The 22,860-nt window shown below is 51.7% G+C and carries 8 protein-coding genes and 1 pseudogene; 4 read left to right on the top strand and 5 right to left on the bottom strand.

What is annotated here, in order from left to right; all coding sequences use genetic code 11:
• Positions 1 to 744: 744 nt before the first annotated feature.
• The 3 genes from U9O48_RS06200 to U9O48_RS06190 all read left to right on the top strand — a co-directional run bounded on the left by U9O48_RS06200 (position 745) and on the right by U9O48_RS06190 (position 14,021).
• On the top strand, positions 745 to 4,251 hold the full coding sequence (locus U9O48_RS06200) for an autotransporter outer membrane beta-barrel domain-containing protein (RefSeq protein WP_324723871.1): 3,507 nt from the start codon (positions 745 to 747) through the stop codon (positions 4,249 to 4,251).
• A 1,119-nt stretch (positions 4,252 to 5,370) separates the two neighbouring features.
• Positions 5,371 to 9,129 carry an autotransporter outer membrane beta-barrel domain-containing protein gene (locus U9O48_RS06195; RefSeq protein ID WP_324723869.1) on the top strand — a complete coding sequence of 1,253 codons (3,759 nt, stop codon included), beginning with the start codon at positions 5,371 to 5,373 and terminating at the stop codon, positions 9,127 to 9,129.
• A gap of 1,088 nt (positions 9,130 to 10,217) precedes the next feature.
• Complete coding sequence (locus U9O48_RS06190) at positions 10,218 to 14,021, top strand: autotransporter outer membrane beta-barrel domain-containing protein (RefSeq protein ID WP_324723868.1); 3,804 nt, start codon at positions 10,218 to 10,220, stop codon at positions 14,019 to 14,021.
• A gap of 519 nt (positions 14,022 to 14,540) precedes the next feature.
• Here the strand turns inward: U9O48_RS06190 and U9O48_RS06185 are convergent.
• A pseudogene (locus U9O48_RS06185) lies at positions 14,541 to 14,774 on the bottom strand (S24 family peptidase); the annotation flags it as partial.
• A 116-nt stretch (positions 14,775 to 14,890) separates the two neighbouring features.
• On the opposite strand from U9O48_RS06185, the gene U9O48_RS06180 reads away from it, so the two are divergent.
• Entirely contained in the window at positions 14,891 to 16,747 is a 1,857-nt protein-coding gene (locus tag U9O48_RS06180; RefSeq protein ID WP_324723866.1) for an acyltransferase family protein, read from the top strand.
• 34 nt (positions 16,748 to 16,781) lie between these two features.
• On the opposite strand, the gene U9O48_RS06175 is transcribed toward U9O48_RS06180, so the two are convergent.
• From U9O48_RS06175 to U9O48_RS06160, 4 genes are read right to left on the bottom strand one after another with little or no spacing between them, the layout of a single operon-like run.
• Positions 16,782 to 19,853 carry a hypothetical protein gene (locus U9O48_RS06175; protein ID WP_324723865.1) on the bottom strand — a complete coding sequence of 1,024 codons (3,072 nt, stop codon included), beginning with the start codon at positions 19,851 to 19,853 and terminating at the stop codon, positions 16,782 to 16,784.
• A 14-nt stretch (positions 19,854 to 19,867) separates the two neighbouring features.
• The gene (locus tag U9O48_RS06170; RefSeq protein ID WP_324723864.1) at positions 19,868 to 21,040 is read right to left on the bottom strand and encodes a phage tail protein; all 1,173 of its coding nucleotides are present in this window, start codon (positions 21,038 to 21,040) and stop codon (positions 19,868 to 19,870) included.
• A 1-nt stretch (position 21,041) separates the two neighbouring features.
• Positions 21,042 to 21,629 carry a DUF2612 domain-containing protein gene (locus U9O48_RS06165; protein ID WP_324723862.1) on the bottom strand — a complete coding sequence of 196 codons (588 nt, stop codon included), beginning with the start codon at positions 21,627 to 21,629 and terminating at the stop codon, positions 21,042 to 21,044.
• Positions 21,626 to 22,858: a baseplate J/gp47 family protein gene (locus U9O48_RS06160; protein WP_324723861.1), complete on the bottom strand. Its 1,233-nt coding sequence runs from the start codon at positions 22,856 to 22,858 to the stop codon at positions 21,626 to 21,628. Before U9O48_RS06160 ends, U9O48_RS06165 begins: the two co-directional genes overlap by 4 nt.
• Positions 22,859 to 22,860: the final 2 nt, after the last annotated feature.

Below are 22,860 nucleotides of genomic sequence, written 5' to 3'. Positions count from 1 at the left end.
CATTTGCCACTCATAATATTAAGCCAGTCCACGTTGTGTTTATTGATTTATTTCGGGAATGGAACCCTTATTAACGCCACTTATTCATCGCGACGTTAATGAACAATCGCAACCACAAGATCCGAACGAGTCCGCTCAGAATTATTACTGGCTTATCAAAAAATGGAAATGCCCCTGTCAGCAAGACACTGCGGAGGGTTTACTCAGGAGAATTTACAAATGACACAACGTCTTCACCCAGGCCAGAGATCTACAAATCAAAAATCCATGAAAATGACATTGCTCTCCGTTGCTATACTCGCGGTGATCCCTGGAACCTTAAAGGCTAACACGGTCTACATTCCTTCTTCTTCTAACGTCTTAAGAACGTATACGACGGAAAATACTGACTATATTCTGGCGAAGGGTAATACTAGCGGTTCGCTCGCTTTCGGAAGTGCGACAAAACCGACGGGAGCTAATATAAACTTTACCAATTATGGCAAGGTAATCGCCTATTACGTACCGGACACCCAGGAACCAAACAGCCTTGTCACTGTATGGGCTGGAGGCGCAACGATTACAAACCATGGAACGCTGAGCGGACCGGTTGATGCCATAGTACTACAGGCTGCCAATTGCCATGTCATTCTGGGAACAGGCTCCGTTATTGATACACCAGATAGCGCTATTTACAGTAAATCTAAAGGGAATACGATAACCCTCACCAGTGATAATAATGAAACCACCATTGAAAATGGCAATATGTTGAGTTTTAACGCTTCAGACGCATACAAGCAACTCACATCTGCCACTAACAGCCACTGGCAGCTTGGGGGAAATATAGAGCTGGGGGGCTCTACCGCCGATACCCTTCTCGTCGAAGGTGATTTGACCGTCACCGGGCATATTATCCAGTATGATCCTAACGGTGGCACAACGATTGCCGAAGGTGGCGTGTTCACGCTAGGTACAAATGGCATTGTTGACGGCAATATCATTGATAACGGCAGTCTGGTCTTTAACAGCAGCACGGATGTCGTTTACGACAACAATGTTTCCGGTACGGGCTCACTCACGAAAACGGGTATGGGTAATCTGACTCTGGGCGGCAGCAGTACCTTTTCTGGCGGCACCAACGTACATAGTGGTGACGTCTCTCTGCAGAACAGCCAGGGGGCAGGCACCGGCCAGATCACCCTCGATTCCGGCACCCTCCTCGACCTGGCCTTCAGCGATGGCTCTTTCGTCAACACTCTGAACGGTCCGGGTAAAGTGAAAGTCAGTGGTCAAAATATTGCCCTGGCCGAAGACGCCACAAACTATGCCAGCGGCTGGGATATCACCGGCAGCGCGAGCATGACTCAGCAGTCTCAGCTGGGAAATTCAGGCGTTCAGCTCGACGGCGCCCAGAGCAAACTGACCCTCAATAACCCCGGCAACACCTTCACCAACGCCCTTACCGGCAACGGTACTCTGGCGGTCAATCAAAGCAATACCACGGATGAGTTCCACCTCTCCGGCAGCATGGGCACCGCCTTTACCGGCACCCTTGAGATGCAGAAAGGTAATCTGACGCTCGATGACACCGCAGAGAAAGCGCTGGCGAACGCAACGCTGGCCCTGACCAAAACCGGCATCGTGACGATGAAAGACGATCGTACCCTTGACGGTTTCACGACCGGCGGCGGGACCCTCATCGTCGATAACACCCGTACCGACCCGGATGTTCTCACCGTCAAAAATCTCGATGCCAGCGCGGGCGGCGCAATTCAGGCCAATATCCCGACGGATCTCACGCCGCCGGTGATCTCCACCAACCCGTCCTGGTTCGTCCAGGATGACGTTCGCGGTGTGCAGGTTGTGAAAGCCACCGGAGAAGTGACCGGTGTCGGCACTCACCTGACCCTGCTGGATCAGAACGGAAACTCGCTGCACAACCCTGTTAACGTCGACTTCAGTGAGAACGGTCAGCAGATCGGCACCGCGACCTACGGCGATGCGGCGGTGGTCATGGACGACGGTATCTGGGCAGGCTACGACCTGACCCGCTTCGACGTCAATGCCGGACAAACCCTGGTCCTGCAAAATGAGCCGGGCACGGATAACGCCCTGGGCGCACAGCTCACCGGAGCGGGCAACGTCGATGTTCAGGCCAGCGGCAACGTTGTCCTGAGTAACACAGACAACGACTACACCGGCAACACCACGATCAGCAGCGGCAGCGTGCAGATGGGCAGCGACAATGCCTTCGGCCACACCGCAGACCTGAGCCTCGCGAACAGTACCGGGCTGGACATGAACGGGAAAGCGCAGGCCGTCACGTCTCTGCACAATGCCGCAGGCAGCAGCCTGAACCTCAATGGCGGCAAACTGACTCTCGCCCAGGGCGGCGAAAGCCTGGGTACGCTCAGCGGCGGCGGCCAACTGGATGTGGATGGCGGTGAACTGACCGTTCACGGCGCGAACCAGGGGTTAAGCGCTGAGACAGACATTGCCAGACCGGCCACGGTCACCCTCGACAGTACGCAGGGCCTGGGCACGGGCGCGGTCGATCTGGCGGGTAACCTGAACCTGGTCGGCGCGAACGGCGTCATGAACAATGCGCTTGCCGGCAACGGCAACCTGTCACTCAAAAACAGTTCTCAGGTGACGCTGAACAATACGGCATCCACCTTTGCCGGTCGCATCGACGTTGCAGGCGGCACCCAGCTGACGGCGCAGGGTGCGGGCTCGCTGGGCACCGCAAGCGTCGTGGATAACGGTAATCTGGTGCTCGATTCAGCCACGGACGCGACACTCAACAATGCCATCAGCGGCAAAGGCGGCATGGAGAAAACCGGGGCGGGCACGGTCACCGTGGGTAAAAATCAAACCTACAGCGGCGATACCCATATCACTCAGGGTGCCCTGAACGTGAACGGCGATTTTGGCAGCACCGGTACCGTCTATGTGGCGAAGGGCGCCGCCTTAAAAGGCAACGGCAGCGTGGCGGGCTCTGTGGATAACAGCGGCGTGATTGACCTGACCAGCGCCACCCCGGGCAACAACCTGGTGGTGAACGGCGACTACAGCAGCCACGACGGCCAGCTGTGGGTCAACAGCGCGCTCGGCGGGGATAACTCCGCACACGATCAGCTGACCGTGAAAGGCAGCACCAGCGGCAACACGGCTGTGACGGTTAACAACATGCATGGTCTGGGTGACCGCACCGAAAACGGAATTAAACTGGTCGACGTGCAGGGCCAGTCCGGCGGGAACTTTGTGCTTCAGGGCCGCGCGGTGGCCGGGGCGTATGATTACGCCCTCAACAAGGCCAGCGACGGGGACTGGTATCTGCAGTCCACCGCCGCCCTGCGTCCGGAAGCCGGGGCATGGCTGGCGAACCAGAGCATGGCCAACAGCGTGTTCATGAACACCCTGCACGATCGCAGCGATGAAAACCGTCAGAGCGGCGAAGATGCGCCGGCCACCTGGGCGCACTTCGACGCCGGTCGCACCAACAGCAAAGGCGCAGACGGTGCCCTGTCGATGGGCTCCAACACCAGCATCCTGCGCATTGGCAGCGATGTGTTCCGCCATGACTTCGGCAACCAGCGTATCAACGCCGGTGTGATGACGGGCTATGCCCACGTCGACACCGACAGCGATGCAAAAAATGCCGGCAACCGCGCGACGGGTAAACTGGATGGCTACAGCGTGGGCCTGTATGGCACCTGGTATGGCGGCGCGGCGGATCAGAAAAGCGGTCCGTATGTCGACACCTGGGTGCAGTACGGTACCTTCCATAACACCGTGAAGGGCGACGACCTGGCCGAAGAGAAATACCACTCGCACAACTGGATGGCCTCTGTTGAAGCGGGCTACGACCTGCCGCTCGGCGCGCTGACTGTTCAGCCGCAGTTCCAGACCCTGTATACCGATTACAGCCAGGGCGACTACACGGAATCCAACGGCACACGTATTAAGAGCAAGGATTCTGGCGGCATTACCACCCGTCTTGGCGCGCGTCTGTATGGCGAGCTCGGTACTGAGGCCGTCACTCAGCCGTACGTGGAGCTGAACTGGTGGCACGGCGGGAGCGATAACAGCGTGAAAATGGACAGTGTGACCGTGAACCAGTCGGTGCCGGTGAGCCGTTACGAAGCGAAAGTCGGTGCCCAGACGAAGGTCAGCGAAAACTGGACTCTGTGGGTCAACACCGGTGTCGAAGCCGGAAAAGACAACTACTCCAGCGTTCAGGGCCAGGTGGGCGGCAAATACTCCTGGTAAGACGTCAGAAGCAGTAAAACACCAGCGCGAACAACGGAATGGAAACGTCCCGTTGTTCGCGTTTTAAATCCGACGATATGTCATTATATTTACTGAAAATATTCACAATAAACGATGCAATAATATAATTGAACCTGATAAAACTAATTTAGAATAAAGAGACCAATAAATACATATATTAAGTAAAACCACTGCGCATGAAGTTATCAGCATAAAAATCATAGCATTACACCATCACACCCCATTGATTACCAATACTTATTTAATAAAACACTATCCCCTTACATTTGCCATTTGTATATTACCGCAGATTTAATATCTTTACACACGGGACAATAATAATCTCATTTGCCACTCATAATATTAAGCCAGTCATCGTTGTGTTTATTGATTTATTTCGGGAATGGAACCCTTATTAACGTCACTTATTTATCGCGACGTTAATGGACAAGACAGCCACGAGATCAGGATATGTTCACCCAGGGTTATTACTTAATCGTCACACATGGAAATGGCCCTGCTCGCCTGAAATAGCGTGAGGGTTAATTCAAGGAGAACAGCAGCATGCCAAGACACCCTCACGCCCGCCTTCATGATAAAAGCAAAACTACGTTAAAGATGCGTATGCTCTCATTTGCCATTCTGGGGGCAATTTCAGGCTCCGCTCAGTCCACAACGATCATTGAGAACCTCGATTGGAGCGCAGCTACACGTACATACAGCAATGATACTGACTACATCCTTGAAAAAGGATCAACATCAGGTCCACTGACCTTTTTCGATAAACCAGGTTTGACCTTCACAAACTATGGAATAATAGATAGCGATTTAGGTAGTTATCGTGCTCCTGCCGTTACAATCAAAACAACAGAAAATGCAACGATTATTAACCACGGCTCGATTACTAACACTATGAACTTTGCCATAGAAATACTTACCGATAATACTTCCATTATTCTCGGTACAGGCTCTGTTTTAAGCGGTAAGTTGAACATCGTTTTAGGCATATTTTCCCCCGGTGCCACTCTCACACTTACCAGTGATGACGATGCCACCACCGTCGAAAATGGCAACATGGCTGGTTACGGCACCTCACCTACAGCCCCAATATATGGTTTTGTGCAACTCACCTCTACGGCGGGAAGCCACTGGCAGCTAGGGGGAGATATCGACCTTTCGGGCGCTACGGCCGATACCCTTAATGTGGCTGGTGATTTGACCATCACCGGGCATATGAAACAAAATAATGCTCTCGGTGGGACGACCATTGCCAGCGGAGGCGTGCTCACGCTGGGAACGAATGGTGTTCTTGACGGCACTATCACTGATAACGGCAGCCTGGTCTTTAACAGCACCAAAGATGTTGTTTACAACAAAGCCGTTTCTGGCACGGGGTCGCTCACTCAGGCAGCTGCCAGTAACCTGACACTCTCGGCTGACAACACCTATACCGGCGTGACCTCTGTCCAGGCGGGCACCCTGACGACAGGTGTGGCTAACGCCCTGGATGACAGCAGTAGCGTGGATATCGCCAGCGGCGCGACGCTCAACCTCAACAACCTTTCTCAGACCCTCAGGGGATTAACGGGTGCCGGTAATGTCACGATGGGCACGGCAAACCTGACAGTGAATAACGCTGGCGCGAACAATTTCGCGGGGGTCATCTTCGGTACGGGTTCACTCACTAAAAGCGGTGCGGGTACCCTGACGCTTGGCGGAAGCAATACCTATACGGGTGACACTAACGTGGCGGAGGGCTCGCTTGCTCTGGCCAAAAATAATGCGGTCAGCAGCGGCCAGATTACTATCCAGCAAGGGGCTAATCTCGATCTGGCGTTCAGTGATGCTGCCTTCACCAGTAAAGTCACGGGTGCGGGGAAAGTGAAAGTCAGCGGTCAAAATGTTGTGCTGAACGAAGACGCCACCACCCTCACCGGCGGCTGGGATATCACCGGCAGCGCGAGCGCAAATCAGCAGTCTCAGCTTGGAAATTCAGGCGTTCAGCTCGACGGCGCGCAGAGCAAACTGACCCTCAACAACCCCGGCAACACCTTCACCAATGTCCTCACCGGCAACGGCACGCTGGCGGTTAATCAGAGCAATACAACAGATGAGTTCCACCTCTCCGGCAGCATGGGCACCGCCTTTACCGGCACCCTTGAGATGCAGAAAGGTAATCTGACGCTCGATGATACCGCGGAGAAAGCGCTGGCGAACGCGACCCTGGCCCTGACCAAAACCGGCATCGCGACGATGAAAGACGATCGTACCCTTGGCGGCTTCACGACCGGCGGCGGGACGTTAATCGTCGATAACACCCGTACCGACCCGGATGTGCTCACCGTCAAAAATCTCGATGCCAGCGCGGGCGGCACCATTCAGGCCAATATCCCGACCGATCTCACGCCGCCGGTGGTCTCCACAAACCCGTCCTGGTTCGCTCAGGATAACGTGCATGGCGTGCAGGTTGTGAAAGCCACCGGCGACGTCACCGGCGTCGGGACCCACCTGACCCTGCTGGATCAGAACGGTAATTCGCTCCACAACCCGGTTAACGTGGACTTCAGTGAGAACGGTCAGCAGATCGGCACCGCAACCTACGGCGATGCGGCCGTCGTCGCTGCCGATGGCATCTGGGCGGGCTACGACCTGACCCGCTTCGACGTCAATGCCGGACAAACGCTGGTCCTGCAAAATGAGCCGGGCAAGGACAACGCCCTGGGCGCACAGCTCACCGGGGCGGGCAATGTCGATGTTCAGGCCAGCGGCAACGTTGTCCTGAGTAACACAGACAACGACTACACCGGCAACACCACGATCAGCAGCGGCAGCGTGCAGATGGGCAGCGACAATGCCTTCGGCCACACCGCAGACCTGAGCCTCGCGAAAAGTACCGGGCTGGATATGAACGGGAAAGCGCAGGCCGTCACGTCCCTGCACAATGCCGCAGGCAGCAGCCTGAACCTCAACGGCGGCAGGCTGACTATCGCGCAGGGCGGCGAAAGCCTGGGTACGCTCAGCGGCGGCGGTCAGCTGAACCTTGATGGCGGTGAACTGACCGTTCACGGCGCGAACCAGGGGTTAAGCGCTGAGACCAACATTGCAAAACCGGCCACGGTCACCCTCGACAGTACGCAGGGCCTGGGCACGGGCGCGATCGATCTGGCCGGTAACCTGAACCTGGTCGGCGCGAACGGCGTCATGAACAATGCACTCGCCGGTAACGGCACCCTGTCACTCAAAAACAGTTCTCAGGTGACGCTGAACAATACGGCATCCACTTTTGCCGGTCGCATCGACGTTGCAGGCGGCACTCAGCTGACGGCACAGGGTACTGGCACGCTGGGCACCGCGAACGTCGTGGATAACGGTAATCTGGTGCTCGATTCTGCGACGGACGCGACGCTCAACAATGCCATCAGCGGCACAGGCGGCATGGAAAAAACCGGGACGGGTGTGCTCACCGTGGGTAAAAATCAGACCTACAGCGGCGATACCCATATCACTCAGGGTGCCCTGAACGTGAACGGCGATTTTGGCAGCACCGGCACCGTCTATGTGGCGAAAGCCGCCGCCTTAAAAGGCAACGGCAGCGTGGCGGGCTCTGTGGATAACAGCGGCGTGATTGACCTGACCAGCGCCACCCCGGGCAACAACCTGGTGGTCAACGGCGACTACAGCAGCCACGACGGCCAGCTGTGGGTCAACAGCGCGCTCGGCGGGGATGATTCCGCACACGACCAGCTGACGGTCAAGGGCAGCACCAGCGGCAACACGGCTGTGACGGTCAACAACATGCACGGTCTGGGTGACCGGACCGAAAACGGGATCAAGCTGGTCGACGTGCAGGGCCAGTCCGGCGGGAACTTTGTGCTGCAGGGCCGCGCGGTCGCCGGAGCGTATGATTACGCCCTCAACAAGGCCAGCGACGGGGACTGGTATCTGCAGTCCACCGCAGCCCTGCGTCCGGAAGCCGGGGCATGGCTGGCGAACCAGAGCATGGCTAACAGCGTGTTCATGAACACCCTGCACGATCGCAGCGATGAAAACCGTCAGAGCGGCGAAGATGCGCCGGCCACCTGGGCGCACTTCGACGCCGGTCGCACCAACAGCAAAGGCGCAGACGGTGCCCTGTCGATGGGCTCCAACACCAGTATCCTGCGCATTGGCAGCGATGTGTTCCGCCATGACTTCGGCAACCAGCGCATCAATGCCGGTGTGATGACGGGCTATGCCCACGTCGACACCGACAGCGATGCGAAAAATGCCAGTACCCGTGCGACGGGTAAACTGGATGGCTACAGCGTGGGCCTGTACGGCACCTGGTACGGCGGCGCGGCGGATCAGAAAAGTGGTCCGTATGTCGACACCTGGGTGCAGTACGGCACCTTCCATAACACCGTGAAGGGCGACGATCTGGCGGAAGAGAAATACCACTCGCACAACTGGATGGCGTCTGTCGAAGCGGGCTACGACCTGCCGCTCGGCGCACTCACCATTCAGCCGCAGTTCCAGACCCTGTACACTGATTACAGCCAGGGCGACTACACGGAATCCAACGGCACACGTATTAAGAGCAAGGATTCCGGCGGCGTCACCACCCGTCTCGGCGCGCGTCTGTATGGCGAACTCGGTACTGAGGCCGTCACTCAGCCGTACGTGGAGCTGAACTGGTGGCACGGCGGGCGCGATAACAGCGTGCAAATGGACAGTGTGACCGTGAACCAGTCTGTGCCGGTGAGCCGTTACGAAGCGAAAGTCGGTGCCCAGACCAAGGTCAGCGAAAACTGGACCCTGTGGGTCAACACCGGTGTCGAAGCCGGAAAAGACAACTACTCCAGCGTTCAGGGCCAGGTGGGCGGCAAATACGCCTGGTAAGACGTCAACAGCAGTAAAACCCAGCGCGAACAACGGGATGGAGACGTCCCGTTGTTCGCGTTTTAAATTCGACAATATATCGTTATGTTTATTAAAAACACTCGTAATAAACGATTCAATAATATAATTGAACCTGATAAGAATTATTTAAAATAAAGAGACCAATAAATATATACATTAAGTAAAACCACTGCACATGAAGTTATCAGCATAAAAATCATAGCGTTACACAACCACACCCCATTGTTTATCAAAACTTATTTAATAAAACACTATCCTCTTACATTTGCCATTTGTATATTACCGAAGATTTAATATCTTTACACACGGGACAATAATAATCTCATTTACCACTCATAATATTAAGCCAGTCCACGTTGTGTTTATTGATTTATTTCTGGAATGGAACCCGTATTAACGCCATTTAATCATCGCGACGTTAATGGACAAGACAGCCACGAGATCAGGATATGTTCGCCCAGGGTTATTACTTAGTCGTCATACATGGAAATGGCCCTGCTCGCCTGAAATAGCGTGAGGGTTAATTCAAGGAGAACAGCAGCATGCCAAGACACCCTCACACCCGCCTTCATCATAAAAGCAAAAATACGCTAAAGATGCGTATGCTGTCATTTGCCATTCTGGGGGCAATTTCAGGCTCCTCTCAGGCCACAACGTACATCGATAGCGTCAGTTACGGCTCAGAAACGCGTTTTTTCGACAATGATACTGACTACATAATGGAAAAAGGGGTCACATCAAGCTCTCTGACCTTTAACGGTAAAGAAGGTTTGACCTTCACAAACTATGGAATAATAAAGTCCACTGACCCTACTCGCATGGAGCCTGGCTTAGACATCGAGTCTGACAATGCAACGATAGTCAACCATGGCACGATTAGTAGCACGAGTAACGCAGCTATATCACTACCACATGCTAATAGTTCCGTTGTCCTCGGCACCGGCTCTGTTTTAAGCGGTAGAAAGGCCGGTTATAATAACAGCTATAACGCTATTTATATAACGCGACCCGGTGCCACTCTCACACTCACCAGTGATGACGATGCCACCACCGTCGAAAATGGCAACATGCTGGCTATCGTCCTTCTGCCTACCGACCCCATATATGGTTTTGAACAACTCACCTCTACGGCGGGAAGCCACTGGCAACTCGGGGGAGATATCGACCTTTCGGGCGCTACGGCCGATACCCTTAATGTCATTGGTGATTTGACCATCACCGGGCATATGAAACAAAATAATGCTCTCGGTGGGACGACCATTGCTGAAAGCGGCGTGCTCACGCTGGGTACCAATGGTGTTGTTGACGGCACTATCACTGATAACGGCAGCCTGGTCTTTAACAGCACCAAAGATGTTGTTTACAACAAAGGCGTATCTGGCACAGGCTCGCTCACTCAGGCAGCTGCCAGTAACCTGACGCTGTCGGCTGACAACACCTATACCGGCGTGACCTCTGTCCAGGCGGGTACCCTGACGACAGGTGTGGCTACCGCCCTGGATGACAGCAGTAGCGTAGATATCGCCAGCGGCGCGACGCTCAATCTCAACAACCTTTCTCAGACCCTCAGGGGATTAACGGGTTCCGGTAATGTCACGATGGGCACGGCAAACCTGACAGTGAATAACGCTGGCGCGAACAATTTCGCGGGTGTTATCTCCGGTACGGGCTCACTCACCAAAAGCGGTGCGGGTACCCTGACGCTTGCCGGGAGTAATACCTATACGGGTGACACTAACGTGGCGGAGGGCTCGCTTGCACTGGCCAAAAATAATGCGGTCAGCAGCGACCAGATTACTATCCAGCAAGGGGCGAATGTCGATCTGGCGTTCAGTGATGCCTCCTTCACCAATAAAGTCACGGGTGCGGGTAAAGTGAAAGTCAGCGGTCAAAATGTTGTGCTGAACGAAGACGCCACCACCCTCACCGGCGGCTGGGATATCACCGGCAGCGCGAGCATGACTCAGCAGTCTCAGCTTGGAAATTCAGGCGTTCAGCTCGACGGCGCGCAGAGCAAACTGACCCTCAATAACCTCAGCAACACCTTCACCAATGTCCTCACCGGCAACGGCACGCTGGCGGTTAATCAGAGCAACACCACGGATGAGTTCCACCTCTCTGCCATTATGGGCACCGCCTTTACCGGCACCCTTGAGATGCAGAAAGGCAATCTGACGCTCGATGACACCGCGGAGAAAGCGCTGGCGAACGCGACCCTGGCCCTCACCAAAACCGGTATCGCCACTATGTCCGACGACCGTACCCTTGGCGGCTTCACGACCGGCGGCGGGACGTTAATCGTCGATAACACCCGTACCGACCCGGATGTTCTCACCGTTAAAAATCTCGATGGCAGCGCGGGCGGTACCATTCAGGCCAATATCTCGACAGATCTCACCCCGCCGGTGATCTCCACCAACCCGTCCTGGTTCGCTCAGGATAACGTCCATGGCGTGCAGGTTGTGAAAGCCACAGGCGATGTGACCGGTGTCGGCACTCACCTGACCCTGCTGGATCAAAACGGGAATTCGCTCCACAACCCGGTTAACGTGGACTTCAGTGAGAACGGTCAGCAGATCGGCACCGCGACCTACGGCGATGCGGCCGTCGTGGCTGCCGATGGCATCTGGGCGGGCTATGACCTGACCCGCTTCGACGTCAATGCCGGACAAACGCTGGTGCTGCAAAATGAGCCGGGCAAGGACAACGCCCTCGGCGCACAGCTCACCGGAGCGGGCAACGTCGATGTTCAGGCCAGCGGCAACGTTGTCCTGAGTAACACAGACAACGACTACACCGGCAACACCACGATCAGCAGCGGCAGCGTACAGATGGGCAGCGACAATGCCTTCGGCCACACGGCAGACCTGAGCCTCGCGAAAAGTACCGGGCTGGATATGAACGGGAAAGCGCAGGCCGTCACATCTCTGCACAATGCCGCGGGCAGCAGCCTGAACCTCAATGGCGGCAGGCTGACTATCGCGCAGGGCGGCGAAAGCCTGGGCACGCTCAGCGGCGGCGGTCAGTTGGATGTGGATGGCGGTGAACTGACCGTTCACGGCGCGAACCAGGGGTTAAGCGCTGAGACAGACATTGCCAGACCGGCCACTATCACCCTCGACAGTACGCAGGGCCTGGGCACGGGCGCGGTCGATCTGGCGGGTAACCTGAACCTGGTCGGCGCGAACGGCGTCATGAACAATGCGCTCGCCGGCAACGGCAACCTGTCACTCAAAAACAGTTCTCATGTGACGCTGAACAATACGGCATCCACCTTTGCCGGTCGCATCGACGTTGCAAGCGGCACTCAGTTGACGGCGCAGGGCGCTGGCACGCTGGGCACCGCGAACGTCGTGGATAACGGTAATCTGGTGCTCGATTCAGCGACGGACGCGACGCTCAACAATGCCATCAGCGGCAAAGGCGGCATGGAGAAAACCGGCGCGGGTATGCTCACCGTGGGTAAAAATCAGACCTACAGCGGCGATACTCACATCTCTCAGGGTGCCCTGAACGTGAACGGCGACTTTGGCAGCACCGGGACCGTCTATGTGGCGAAAGCCGCCGCCTTAAAAGGCAACGGCAGCGTGGCGGGAAGCGTCGACAACAGCGGCGTGATTGACCTGACCAGCGCCACCCCGGGCAACAACCTGGTGGTGAACGGCGACTACAGCAGCCACGACGGACAGCTGTGGGTCAACAGCACGCTCGGCGGGGATGATTCCGCACACGACCAGTTGACCGTGAAAGGCAGCACCAGCGGCAACACGGCTGTGACGGTTAACAACATGCACGGTCTGGGTGACCGGACCGAAAACGGAATTAAACTGGTCGACGTACAGGGCCAGTCCGGCGGGAACTTTGTGCTTCAGGGCCGTGCGGTCGCCGGGGCGTATGATTACGCCCTCAACAAGGCCAGCGACGGTGACTGGTATCTGCAGTCCACCTCCGCCCTGCGTCCGGAAGCCGGGGCATGGCTGGCGAACCAGAGCATGGCCAACAGCGTGTTCATGAACACCCTGCACGATCGCAGCGATGAAAACCGTCAGAGCGGCGAAGATGCGCCAGCCACCTGGGCGCACTTCGACGCCGGTCGCACCAACAGCAAAGGCGCAGACGGTGCCCTGTCGATGGGCTCCAACACCAGTATCCTGCGCATTGGCAGCGATATCTTCCGCCATGACTTCGGCAACCAGCGTATCAATGCCGGTGTGATGACGGGCTATGCCCACGTCGACACCGACAGCGATGCAAAAAATGCCAGCAACCGCGCGACGGGTAAACTGGATGGCTACAGCGTGGGCCTGTACGGCACCTGGTATGGCGGCGCGGCAGATCAGAAAAGCGGTCCGTATGTCGACACCTGGGTGCAGTACGGCACCTTCCATAACACCGTGAAGGGCGACGACCTGGCGGAAGAGAAATATCATTCGCACAACTGGATGGCCTCTGTCGAAGCGGGCTACGACCTGCCGCTCGGCGCACTCACTATCCAGCCGCAGTTCCAGACCCTGTACACCGATTACAGCCAGGGCGACTACACGGAATCCAACGGCACACGTATTAAGAGCCAGGATTCCGGCGGCGTCACCACCCGTCTCGGCGCACGTCTGTATGGGGAACTCGGCACTGAGGCCGTCACTCAGCCGTACGTGGAGCTGAACTGGTGGCACGGCGGGAGCGATAACAGCGTGCAAATGGACAGTGTGACCGTGAACCAGTCTGTACCGGTGAGCCGTTACGAAGCGAAAGTCGGTGCCCAGACCAAGGTCAGTGAAAACTGGACCCTGTGGGTCAACACCGGTGTCGAAGCCGGGAAAGACAACTACTCCAGCGTTCAGGGCCAGGTGGGCGGCAAGTACTCCTGGTAAGCGTTAAGCAGCAGTAACACGCCAGCGCGGGCAACGGGATGGAAACGTCCCGTTGTTCGCGTTTTTTATTTCAGGATCGGCGCGAAAAGCAATGGGTACGACGGTGTGGTTTGGGATTTTAAAACAAGGGGGAGAAAGCAATGGTACGCCCTGTAGGATTCGAACCTACGACCTACGGCTTAGAAGAACGTAGAGCATTATTTAACTGACTGTAATAGCATATGTTTATTCGCGCTCGCGCCGGATTTGTGTCATTACGTGTCGTTGCAATACATCACCATCCTTCACTGCTCAGCAATGCATGCCACAATCATGACACAGAGAGCGCAAAGCCATGCATCCGTGCAACGCCTTGCTTTCTCCCCATCACATCACCGGACAGTCATCGAACTCACCGGCTCGCGCATCGTTAATGATGTACGTTATCACTCCGAATATCGGACGCGACGAATCGCAGTTGGTTTCGTCCGGTATCGCCTCAACCATTCCGTTCTCCAGATTCAGCAGATGCGGTCTCGGGTGCGATCGGTATCGCTTCACCTTGAACTCACCATCCATGCAGCAAACCAGCAGCGAACCATCACACGCATTGAGCGAGCTATCTACTACCAGTAACGCACCTTTGATTATTCCCTCTCGGTAATGCGTAAGGCCTGCCCTCATGAAGTACGTGGCGTGAGGGTGAGCTATGAACTTCGCATCAAGCGAAATCCTGTCCTCTACATAGTCCTGTGCTGGCGACGGGAATCCCATGGTGACCTCCGATTGATTACTGTACATGCATACAGTATCGCTGATATTGAGGGTCGATCAAGCATTATGAAGCGTGATACTATCTTATTACTCATAACCTATTAATTTTATTATAAATGAAAAATATAAACAGTGGCTTCCGGTATGACATTAATGGCCTTCGCGCCATAGCCGTAATTGCCGTAATAATTTTTCACTTCAACCCGGAATGGATGCCTGCTGGGTTTGTTGGTGTTGATATATTCTTTGCTATATCAGGTTACTTAATGACCTCTATAATTTGCAGAGGTATTTCTGATGACAGATTTTCAATCCTTGGATTCTATGCATCGAGATTCAAAAGGATAGTCCCTGCCCTTATCTTAATGATATTCATAGTGATATTTCTTGGTTATTTTCTAATTGAGCCACATGATTATCAGAAGATAGGGTCTCACGCTAGAGATTCATTACTATTTATATCAAATATCACATATTTAAATGAATCAGGCTATTTTGATGTAGATTCTTTAGAGAAGTTCTTGCTTCATACGTGGTCGCTATCAGTTGAGTGGCAATTTTATATAATTTATCCTTTAATTATTCTTGGCTCAGCAAGTTTATTGGGTAAATCAAGTATCAGATATGTTGTTCTTTTCTTGTTCCTGATTTCATTTTTCATATCTGTTTTCATAACTAAAACCAATCCAAGCCAATCATATTACATGATACACTCCAGAGGATGGGAGATGATGGCTGGAGGGCTGGCTTATTTATTTCCATTGACCTTGGCACTAAATGCCAAAAGGGTAGTATTTTGCTCAGCTCTAGCACTGAATATTTTTTCTATCTGGTTATTCACAAGCAAGACTCCATGGCCTGGGTCTGCTGCGGGCATTCCTGTTCTTTCTACCGCCCTTATCCTATCCATAAGAGAGGGAAAAGAGGCCATACTTGGAAATCCAGTTACGCAATTAATAGGTAAATTATCCTATTCAATCTATCTCTTCCATTGGCCAGTTTTGGTATTTGCAAGAAAGTTAAATGAAAACATTACTCTTTTGACTTTCCTGGCAATCACTTTGCTTTTATCACTTGCCTCATATCAGATAATAGAAAAGAGGCGATTAAAGGTATCCCACATACTGCCATTTTTCATAGCTAGTATAATTGCATGCCAATATATATCTATCGACGGGGTTGGTTCTAGAGTTGATAAGAAAACGCAAGAGCGCTCTAAGAATTATAATTTGTATTATAATCCATGGATGCAATATAGGACAGTGCAGAATAACCCCATAGTAATTAATGGGTTATCTGGTCGTACAGATTTCATTTTAACAGGTGATAGCTATGCGTTGATGTATGTAAAGGCCATGGAAGAAAAAGGTTTACATGTCGATGTCTATGCTAACGAATCATGCAATGCATCAATGTTAAATTCCCAATACGCAGGTAGCAAATCTTGTCAGCGCATGAAGTCTTTACTCAACAAAAAACTAATTGAAGATAATGAAACTCCTTTACTGGTATCTCAGTCATGGGATATCTATCTTGGAGACCTCAATTATAAAGACGCAAAGCATGAAGTCGAGTCATTCATGGCGGAGCTATCATCAATCAACCCAGACAGAATGATTTACATCATTGGAACCTATCATCAGCCTAGCTATAACCCATACACGTGTCTCTTGAATAGCAATGGACTGCATCCCAATTTCCTTACAAGCCTATTGAAGAAGGATAAGTGTCCTACCTCCGAAAGCTTTGACAAGGATTTGACAAAATCCAAAGTGGATATTGACGCACTGCTGAATCTGGTCTCTAAAGATCATAATAATATAAAGTTCATCTCCATAAAGAACGATCAGTGCAAGGATGGCACGTGTACCATTATTGAAGATGGAGAGCCTGTAATAGTCAGGCCTCATTTGACTAAATATGGCGCAGAAAAATACACTAGGTACCTCATGAAGGAAATTGAAAATCGCTAATATTGTTTAGAGTGGGGGAGGCCCCACTCTAAAACTACACCACTTGAGTTACTGTAAGAGCTTTTCTTAGTAACACTCCGCCAGAACTGGTGGCGCCCTTTGTGTACTCATATGGGATATTTGCCGATATACCCAGATTTTCATCTGGTGCATACCACCAATATCCTCCGGGAAGGGTTGATGCCTTTGAATAAGTTACCGTCCTGTCGTATGAAGATTGATATCCGTTAAAATCGTACCATTTAAATCCAGTCAATATACTCCCTGCCACAGAGCAGTCAGAGCTCATTGTTAATCCAAATGCATACGTGATATTAGAGGCAACTAGTATCGCACTCATCCCCAACCCTCTGAAGCTTGAGGAAATCAATGCATATCCATTAGTGTTTGCATTAATGGCTCCAAATGTTCCAAGGAATATACAAGTTCTGATTTGCCCTGTATAAAATGAAGCTGAAGAAATTCCTCGCAGGCAAACACCAACATCGGTATTGAATGATGAATCTGAAATATCGAGGTAAGTAGCACTTACAGCTGAATTGTTTTTGTAGCAGTTTACTCCATAATTTAGGTCCGTGAAATTGCAACTGTTAACCCTGACCGATGCTACTCTTGCATCATAAACAGATAAACCACCTGTCTGATTATTCATATGCGAGTTATTTAATGGGAAAACGGAATTAGTTCCAGCTGTAGTAGGGTCTAACATCAATGTTTTGGGGTTTACAAAAGTGTTCCTTACTGTAGCCATAAAGTCATCAGCACAAAACTCATGATCTGAACTATTGATCACCTTGAACCCTGCCATACCGAATGGTTTAGCTCCAGATATAATAGAAATGCAGTTTGTAGTTGCGCCCCCTCTGATGCGATATTGATTCCCTTTAGATGTAAACTTTGAATTTCCTTGTAGAATCATGTCGGAAATGTAACTAAAGTCATTTCCATTATATGTAACATTATTATTATATGATGCCGTGATAAGGAAGCTTGAAACCTTGTTACCGGTTATTATAACCTCATCACAAAAGAACTGAGAGGTTATACCAGCCCTTGCAGTAACTACGTTATCAGCCATTAAGCTATGATAGACCATTGAGTGAAACATGATGCCCCAGTGGTCATTTGTGTATGCTGTTGAGATCAGAGGGTCATTAACAATGTTCCCTACGCAATTTACGTAACATACCTGCCTATAGAATCCTATTGTTGAGTCATTTAGCCCGAGCGTGCTACAAAAATTATCCTTAACAGAACAGACTGAGCTTGATGTAGCAAAGCTAAACATAGACTCAGGGACGTTTCCAGTAAGCCTATTACGTTCAAATCTTCCAGAGTAGCAATAATAACGCATTTCAACATGAATATTGTGGAATATGCATCCGATAACCTCTGGCTTTATTTGAGCCAACAGCATAAAACGTCTCATAGTATTATTGCTGCTTTTCATCGTCACACCATCTCTGATTTTAAACGATGTCAGGTTGCCTGAAGCAAACCCGTATTTTGCAGTGCCTGACACCTGATTAACAACCAATGGTTGCGCGAGAATTGCTTTGTTTGCTGTCGTGTGGCCAATGATTTCAGTGATCTGTATGAATTGAGATTGATACCCGTTAAGGTTCTTCGTTAATGCAATTCCATCAATACTGTCTGCGGGTGTTGAGGGCTTTTCAGCCTCATCAATGCAGAATGGATAGCCGTTATCAATCACGACATATGAGCCGGTATGGTCTACTCCATCAAGATACACTTCTGAGTGCCCTGCCGAAGCTGGCTGACTAAATGTCGTTAATGTTGGAAAGTCAAAGGACTGCAGCCTGAAATTACCACCAAGAGTGATGCTACCTCGCCCATACAACCCTCTTGCTCCAGATGGCGCTGTGTAATCAGCTGCAGTAGAAACGCTAGCTCCTGTAACATCCACCTCTAACCCGGTGTTAAATGCAGCTGTTAAGGCCACCTCTGTTGTGACGATGGTGTTTGTCCAGTTTTGGATGTGGTTATAGGGATATCCATTCATATTCCCCAGAGCTTTCCAGTTGACATCTATGATATCACCTGAAGAAATTGTGTGCGGGATGGTTCCCAGGTAGCTATAAAACCACCCGGTTGACGGATCGGTGACTACGTCATTTTTCGTATATATCACCACCCCTGGTGAAAAAGCACCCTTGTTATAGTATTTGGTGCCACCAAACGACAACTGTGGCGAAAGAGATACTTCACTTACTGGAATCCATGCTCCAGATCCTATTCCACCGGTGCTATAAGGATTGGTCCCCGCATCTACAGTTTTGGGGAATGCTCCTGACCAGTAAAACCAGCATTTCAGATCATCGCTGTAAATGAAGTCTTTTTTGTCCTGTAAGGCCCCGCCTGAGGAAAATGTGTAACTACCATTTAGTTTTTTATCAACCCGGCCAGCAACTTCGAATAAAGTTTCTGAATTGAAACCAATTAATGAAGCACCGTCTGATTGAGCTAATTGATTAAGTACATCATCATTTAATTGCACCCAGTTTGATTCTGATGATGATGGCTCCTGGGACAGTATGAATGAAACTCCTAAGTCCGCCCTCTTTGCAACGTCTCCAACGTTGGCATTAAGGGCCAGCATTTCCGCCAAACTATTTACTACATAAGTTTCGGATATTGCCATCGACGGTATCATCGAACCTGGGATTTTCCCATCATCCCCAGTTACTGCTACTTTGGACTTCTCTAGAGTTTGCACATCCCCGGATGGACCGAATGTTAAAAAGCTATTCGACCTTTCCTCATGTGATGGTAAAACAGCTATCGACTCTCCCTCAGGCACTCTTACACATTGTGATACAGCTGCTGCAGCTGCATTACCTGCCTCTGCTGCTGATGCTGATGCTGATGTGGCTGATTCACTAGCAGAAATAACCAGATTGTTTACTATCATTTCTGCATTGATAGCCATTTGCGCTGACGATTCCGCGGCCGCCGCCGATGCTGCGGCTTGCTCGGCGTAATCAGGAGCATTTTCTAATTTATTTGCATATAGCTTTGCCTGGGCCGCTGCTGACTCTGAAATAGAGGCATATTTTTTTGATAATGAAGTATCTGAAATTGACATGTGAGGCCCTTATCTTAATATTTAATACAAGCCAGAAGAGCTACATTTCGTGGCCTTGTAACTGAATACCATTGATTAGCTCTAGATGCTGGGAATGTGGAGATTGATGAGCCGCTAATATAGGTAACTTGCGAAATTGAATAATCAGTCGCATTGGCAACGTCAGAACCATAGTTATTGCTTGCTCTGTTTTGTAGTACAGAAATGTCCTGGTCTAATGCATTGTCATCATATCCTCCAACCAGGGTACCTTTCTGGCTACTACCTATAGTCCTTCCTTGATCGACACCTCTGCCATTGTCGAGGTATCTTGTGAATTCACCACGCATATCTGGAAGGTTGAATGTGGATATACCATCACCTGCTCCATACAGAGTGCCTATTCTTGAAAACAGCCTTGCGTAGGTCACTCTGCTAACAGCCATGCCATTTGCAATAAGCCACCCTGTTGGCGCTGTGTTCATTGCAAACCCCATTACCGCTCCAACCATGTCATTGTTCTGGTTGTATGTTTCATCACTAATGTTTACGCCATCGCAGAACAACCGAGAAACAAGTCCGGGTATTACAACTATTCCTGAACCCGCTGCTGTTTTACAGGTGATAGTGAAATTACCAGTGCAGTTGTTATGGACCACCCATGACTTAATCCATGCGGGAAATATCAGGTTTACGTTGGCTGTCAGAATTCCGGAAATGATAATTCTATCTTTGGCCGCCTGCAGTGATGACATCACTACGCTTCCTGATGTCATGGTGATCTGGGTTACGCCATAGTTATTAATTGGCACCCATCCTGTGCTTGCTCCGGTTGAAGATTCTGGAGGGGTTCCATTTTCATCATTTAGGTTTAGCCATTGCCCTGTATAGACAGAGCTTGGGACAATTGCTCCCTTCGGATATCCGCTTACAACGTCAGAGAATTCCTGACTAAATGGATATGTCATCCCGGCGTTCTGCCACTGCTGCTGAAGGGTGACGGAATAAAGGGCCCCGTTCATATCCTTACCAGATGGAGGAATACCACCCGCGCTAAGCGGTTGCATGGTGATCGGTGGGAAACCCTTGTCAAAGGTTGCCACTCCGTTGTTATCCGTTGTTGTGCTCGAATCTACAGGGATGGTATTTTTGAGTCCGTTGACGCCAAATGCTTTTGTGATTCGTGAAGGGGTATCAGAAGAGTTCATGTCATACCTGCTGAACGATATTAACTGTTACCCCAATCGGGGCAGGAAGCGCGCCTGAGCTTTGAACAATGGCTAACTCAGCCATTGACAGAGGGAACTCAAACACGTAACTCATGACCATCTCACCATCATTTCTGACGTAGCATTTGCCACTCGCGCCGAACATAAACATCAGCAACTTATTCAGATTTGGGATGGTGCAATCAGAGATATTGGCCGCTGCCTTCATCATGATCAGCTTGCGGTAGATGTCATTTGTGAGTGTTACGGTTGAAGTTAAAAGCTCGCCTGAATAGAAAGGTGCCTGGTTAAATGGTTGTGGATCATCAACGAGAACTGGGTCTGACGATGCCTCGTTGAATCCGAAATAAATCTTGTTCTCTGTTACCGTCAGCTGCCGGCCGACAACCACGATCTTCCCCCACACGTCCAGCCCATAGGTATCAGCGGTCTGGATGTTCCAGATGATGTCGTAGAAATCATCCAGAAAACCTTCCATGCCTACGGCTTCATTGAACGAGTAAATCAGGGATTTAAGCTTCGGGCTGTCGGCATATTGCGTCAGGATGGTATCCGCGACGTTTATCATGCCAGTGTCACCGAGATGTTGGTTGCATCGAGCGTAGGTACCTCATCGATGCCAAAGGACGCAGAAGTCTGGTAAGTGGTTCCGTCTCTGCTGATCGTGATGCTGAAGATGTCCACGTTATCGCTGTCGATAGCCTGAACCCCGGCATAGTAGCGACCAGCGTAGATAGTCGAGCCAATCCTTGCCCGGGTTCCGCCGTCCTCGCCATTGAATGCGCTGAGAACGGCGGTGCGAACTCTGTTTACGATATCGCCTGGCAGTGCGTTGTTATTGGCAAGCTCAACTTTGAAGTAAACGCTGACCGCCGAAGGGGTTTGCCATTTGATTTCGTACTCTGGGTAGGGCTGAACGTAGTTCACGTCATCGACAACGGTATAGCTCGTGTTGCCGACCATTGACGGGCCAGGAGGTAGCTTCTGCCAGATCGCCTTTGCAATGTCTGCCGATGCCCCACCGTACACGCTCACGTACAGGGAATGAGGCTCAAGCTCGAAGTCTGTGAAGCCCTTCTCCACTGTCAGGCCAGTGTTGTTTTGCGTCACGTATGCATCAGTCACCCCCGGTACCGCGAGGACGTTCGCATACACTGCTCCGAGCTGATTATTGGCGTTACCGGCCACTGACTGCTTGCGTCGGTATTCAAAGTTGGCCCTGCTCTCCACCTCGTTACCGAGTACGCCGGCGGTTGCATTGGTGATTCCAGACCAGCCAGAGATGGCGCGGTAAATAGTGTTAAGAGCGCCAATAGGACAGGCGATTGGCCCTGATGCCTGATTCTGGAAAACGATATCAACAGCACCGGATGCCGGGATAACCGCATCAGCAAGCGAATAGTAGAGATAGCCACTGGCGTCCTGCGCGATGCTGTTAGCCGGGATCACCGTCCCCACAAGGCCGGTAGCCGTGGCCGTTACCGTTGTTCCGATCGCCGCAATCCGGTCAATGAAGTAAATCTGTCCGATCGCATCCTGCATGCGGCCTTCAGCAAAGTCAGGGTTAATCTGATTAACCAGCCATGCCAGGTTGTCGTTCTTGTCGCCAATGATAGCCGTGTCGCTCATGGCGATCTGGCCCTGAGGCGTGGTAAGGCTCTTGCTCATCCCGCCGCCCATGGCGGTATCAAGGTCAGTTAAACGCCCATTGAGAATGTCTATCTCATCAGGAACGGCAATGCCGGTATCGGAAAACGTGACAGAGGGGACGGCTGTGCTAACTGTTACTTCAGCCATTT

The sequence above is a fragment of the Lelliottia sp. JS-SCA-14 genome, assembly GCF_035593345.1.
GTDB lineage: Bacteria > Pseudomonadota > Gammaproteobacteria > Enterobacterales > Enterobacteriaceae > Enterobacter > Enterobacter wanjuensis.
Note: the sequence above shows the minus strand (reverse complement) of the source record. Positions and strands in the feature narration are given on the sequence as shown.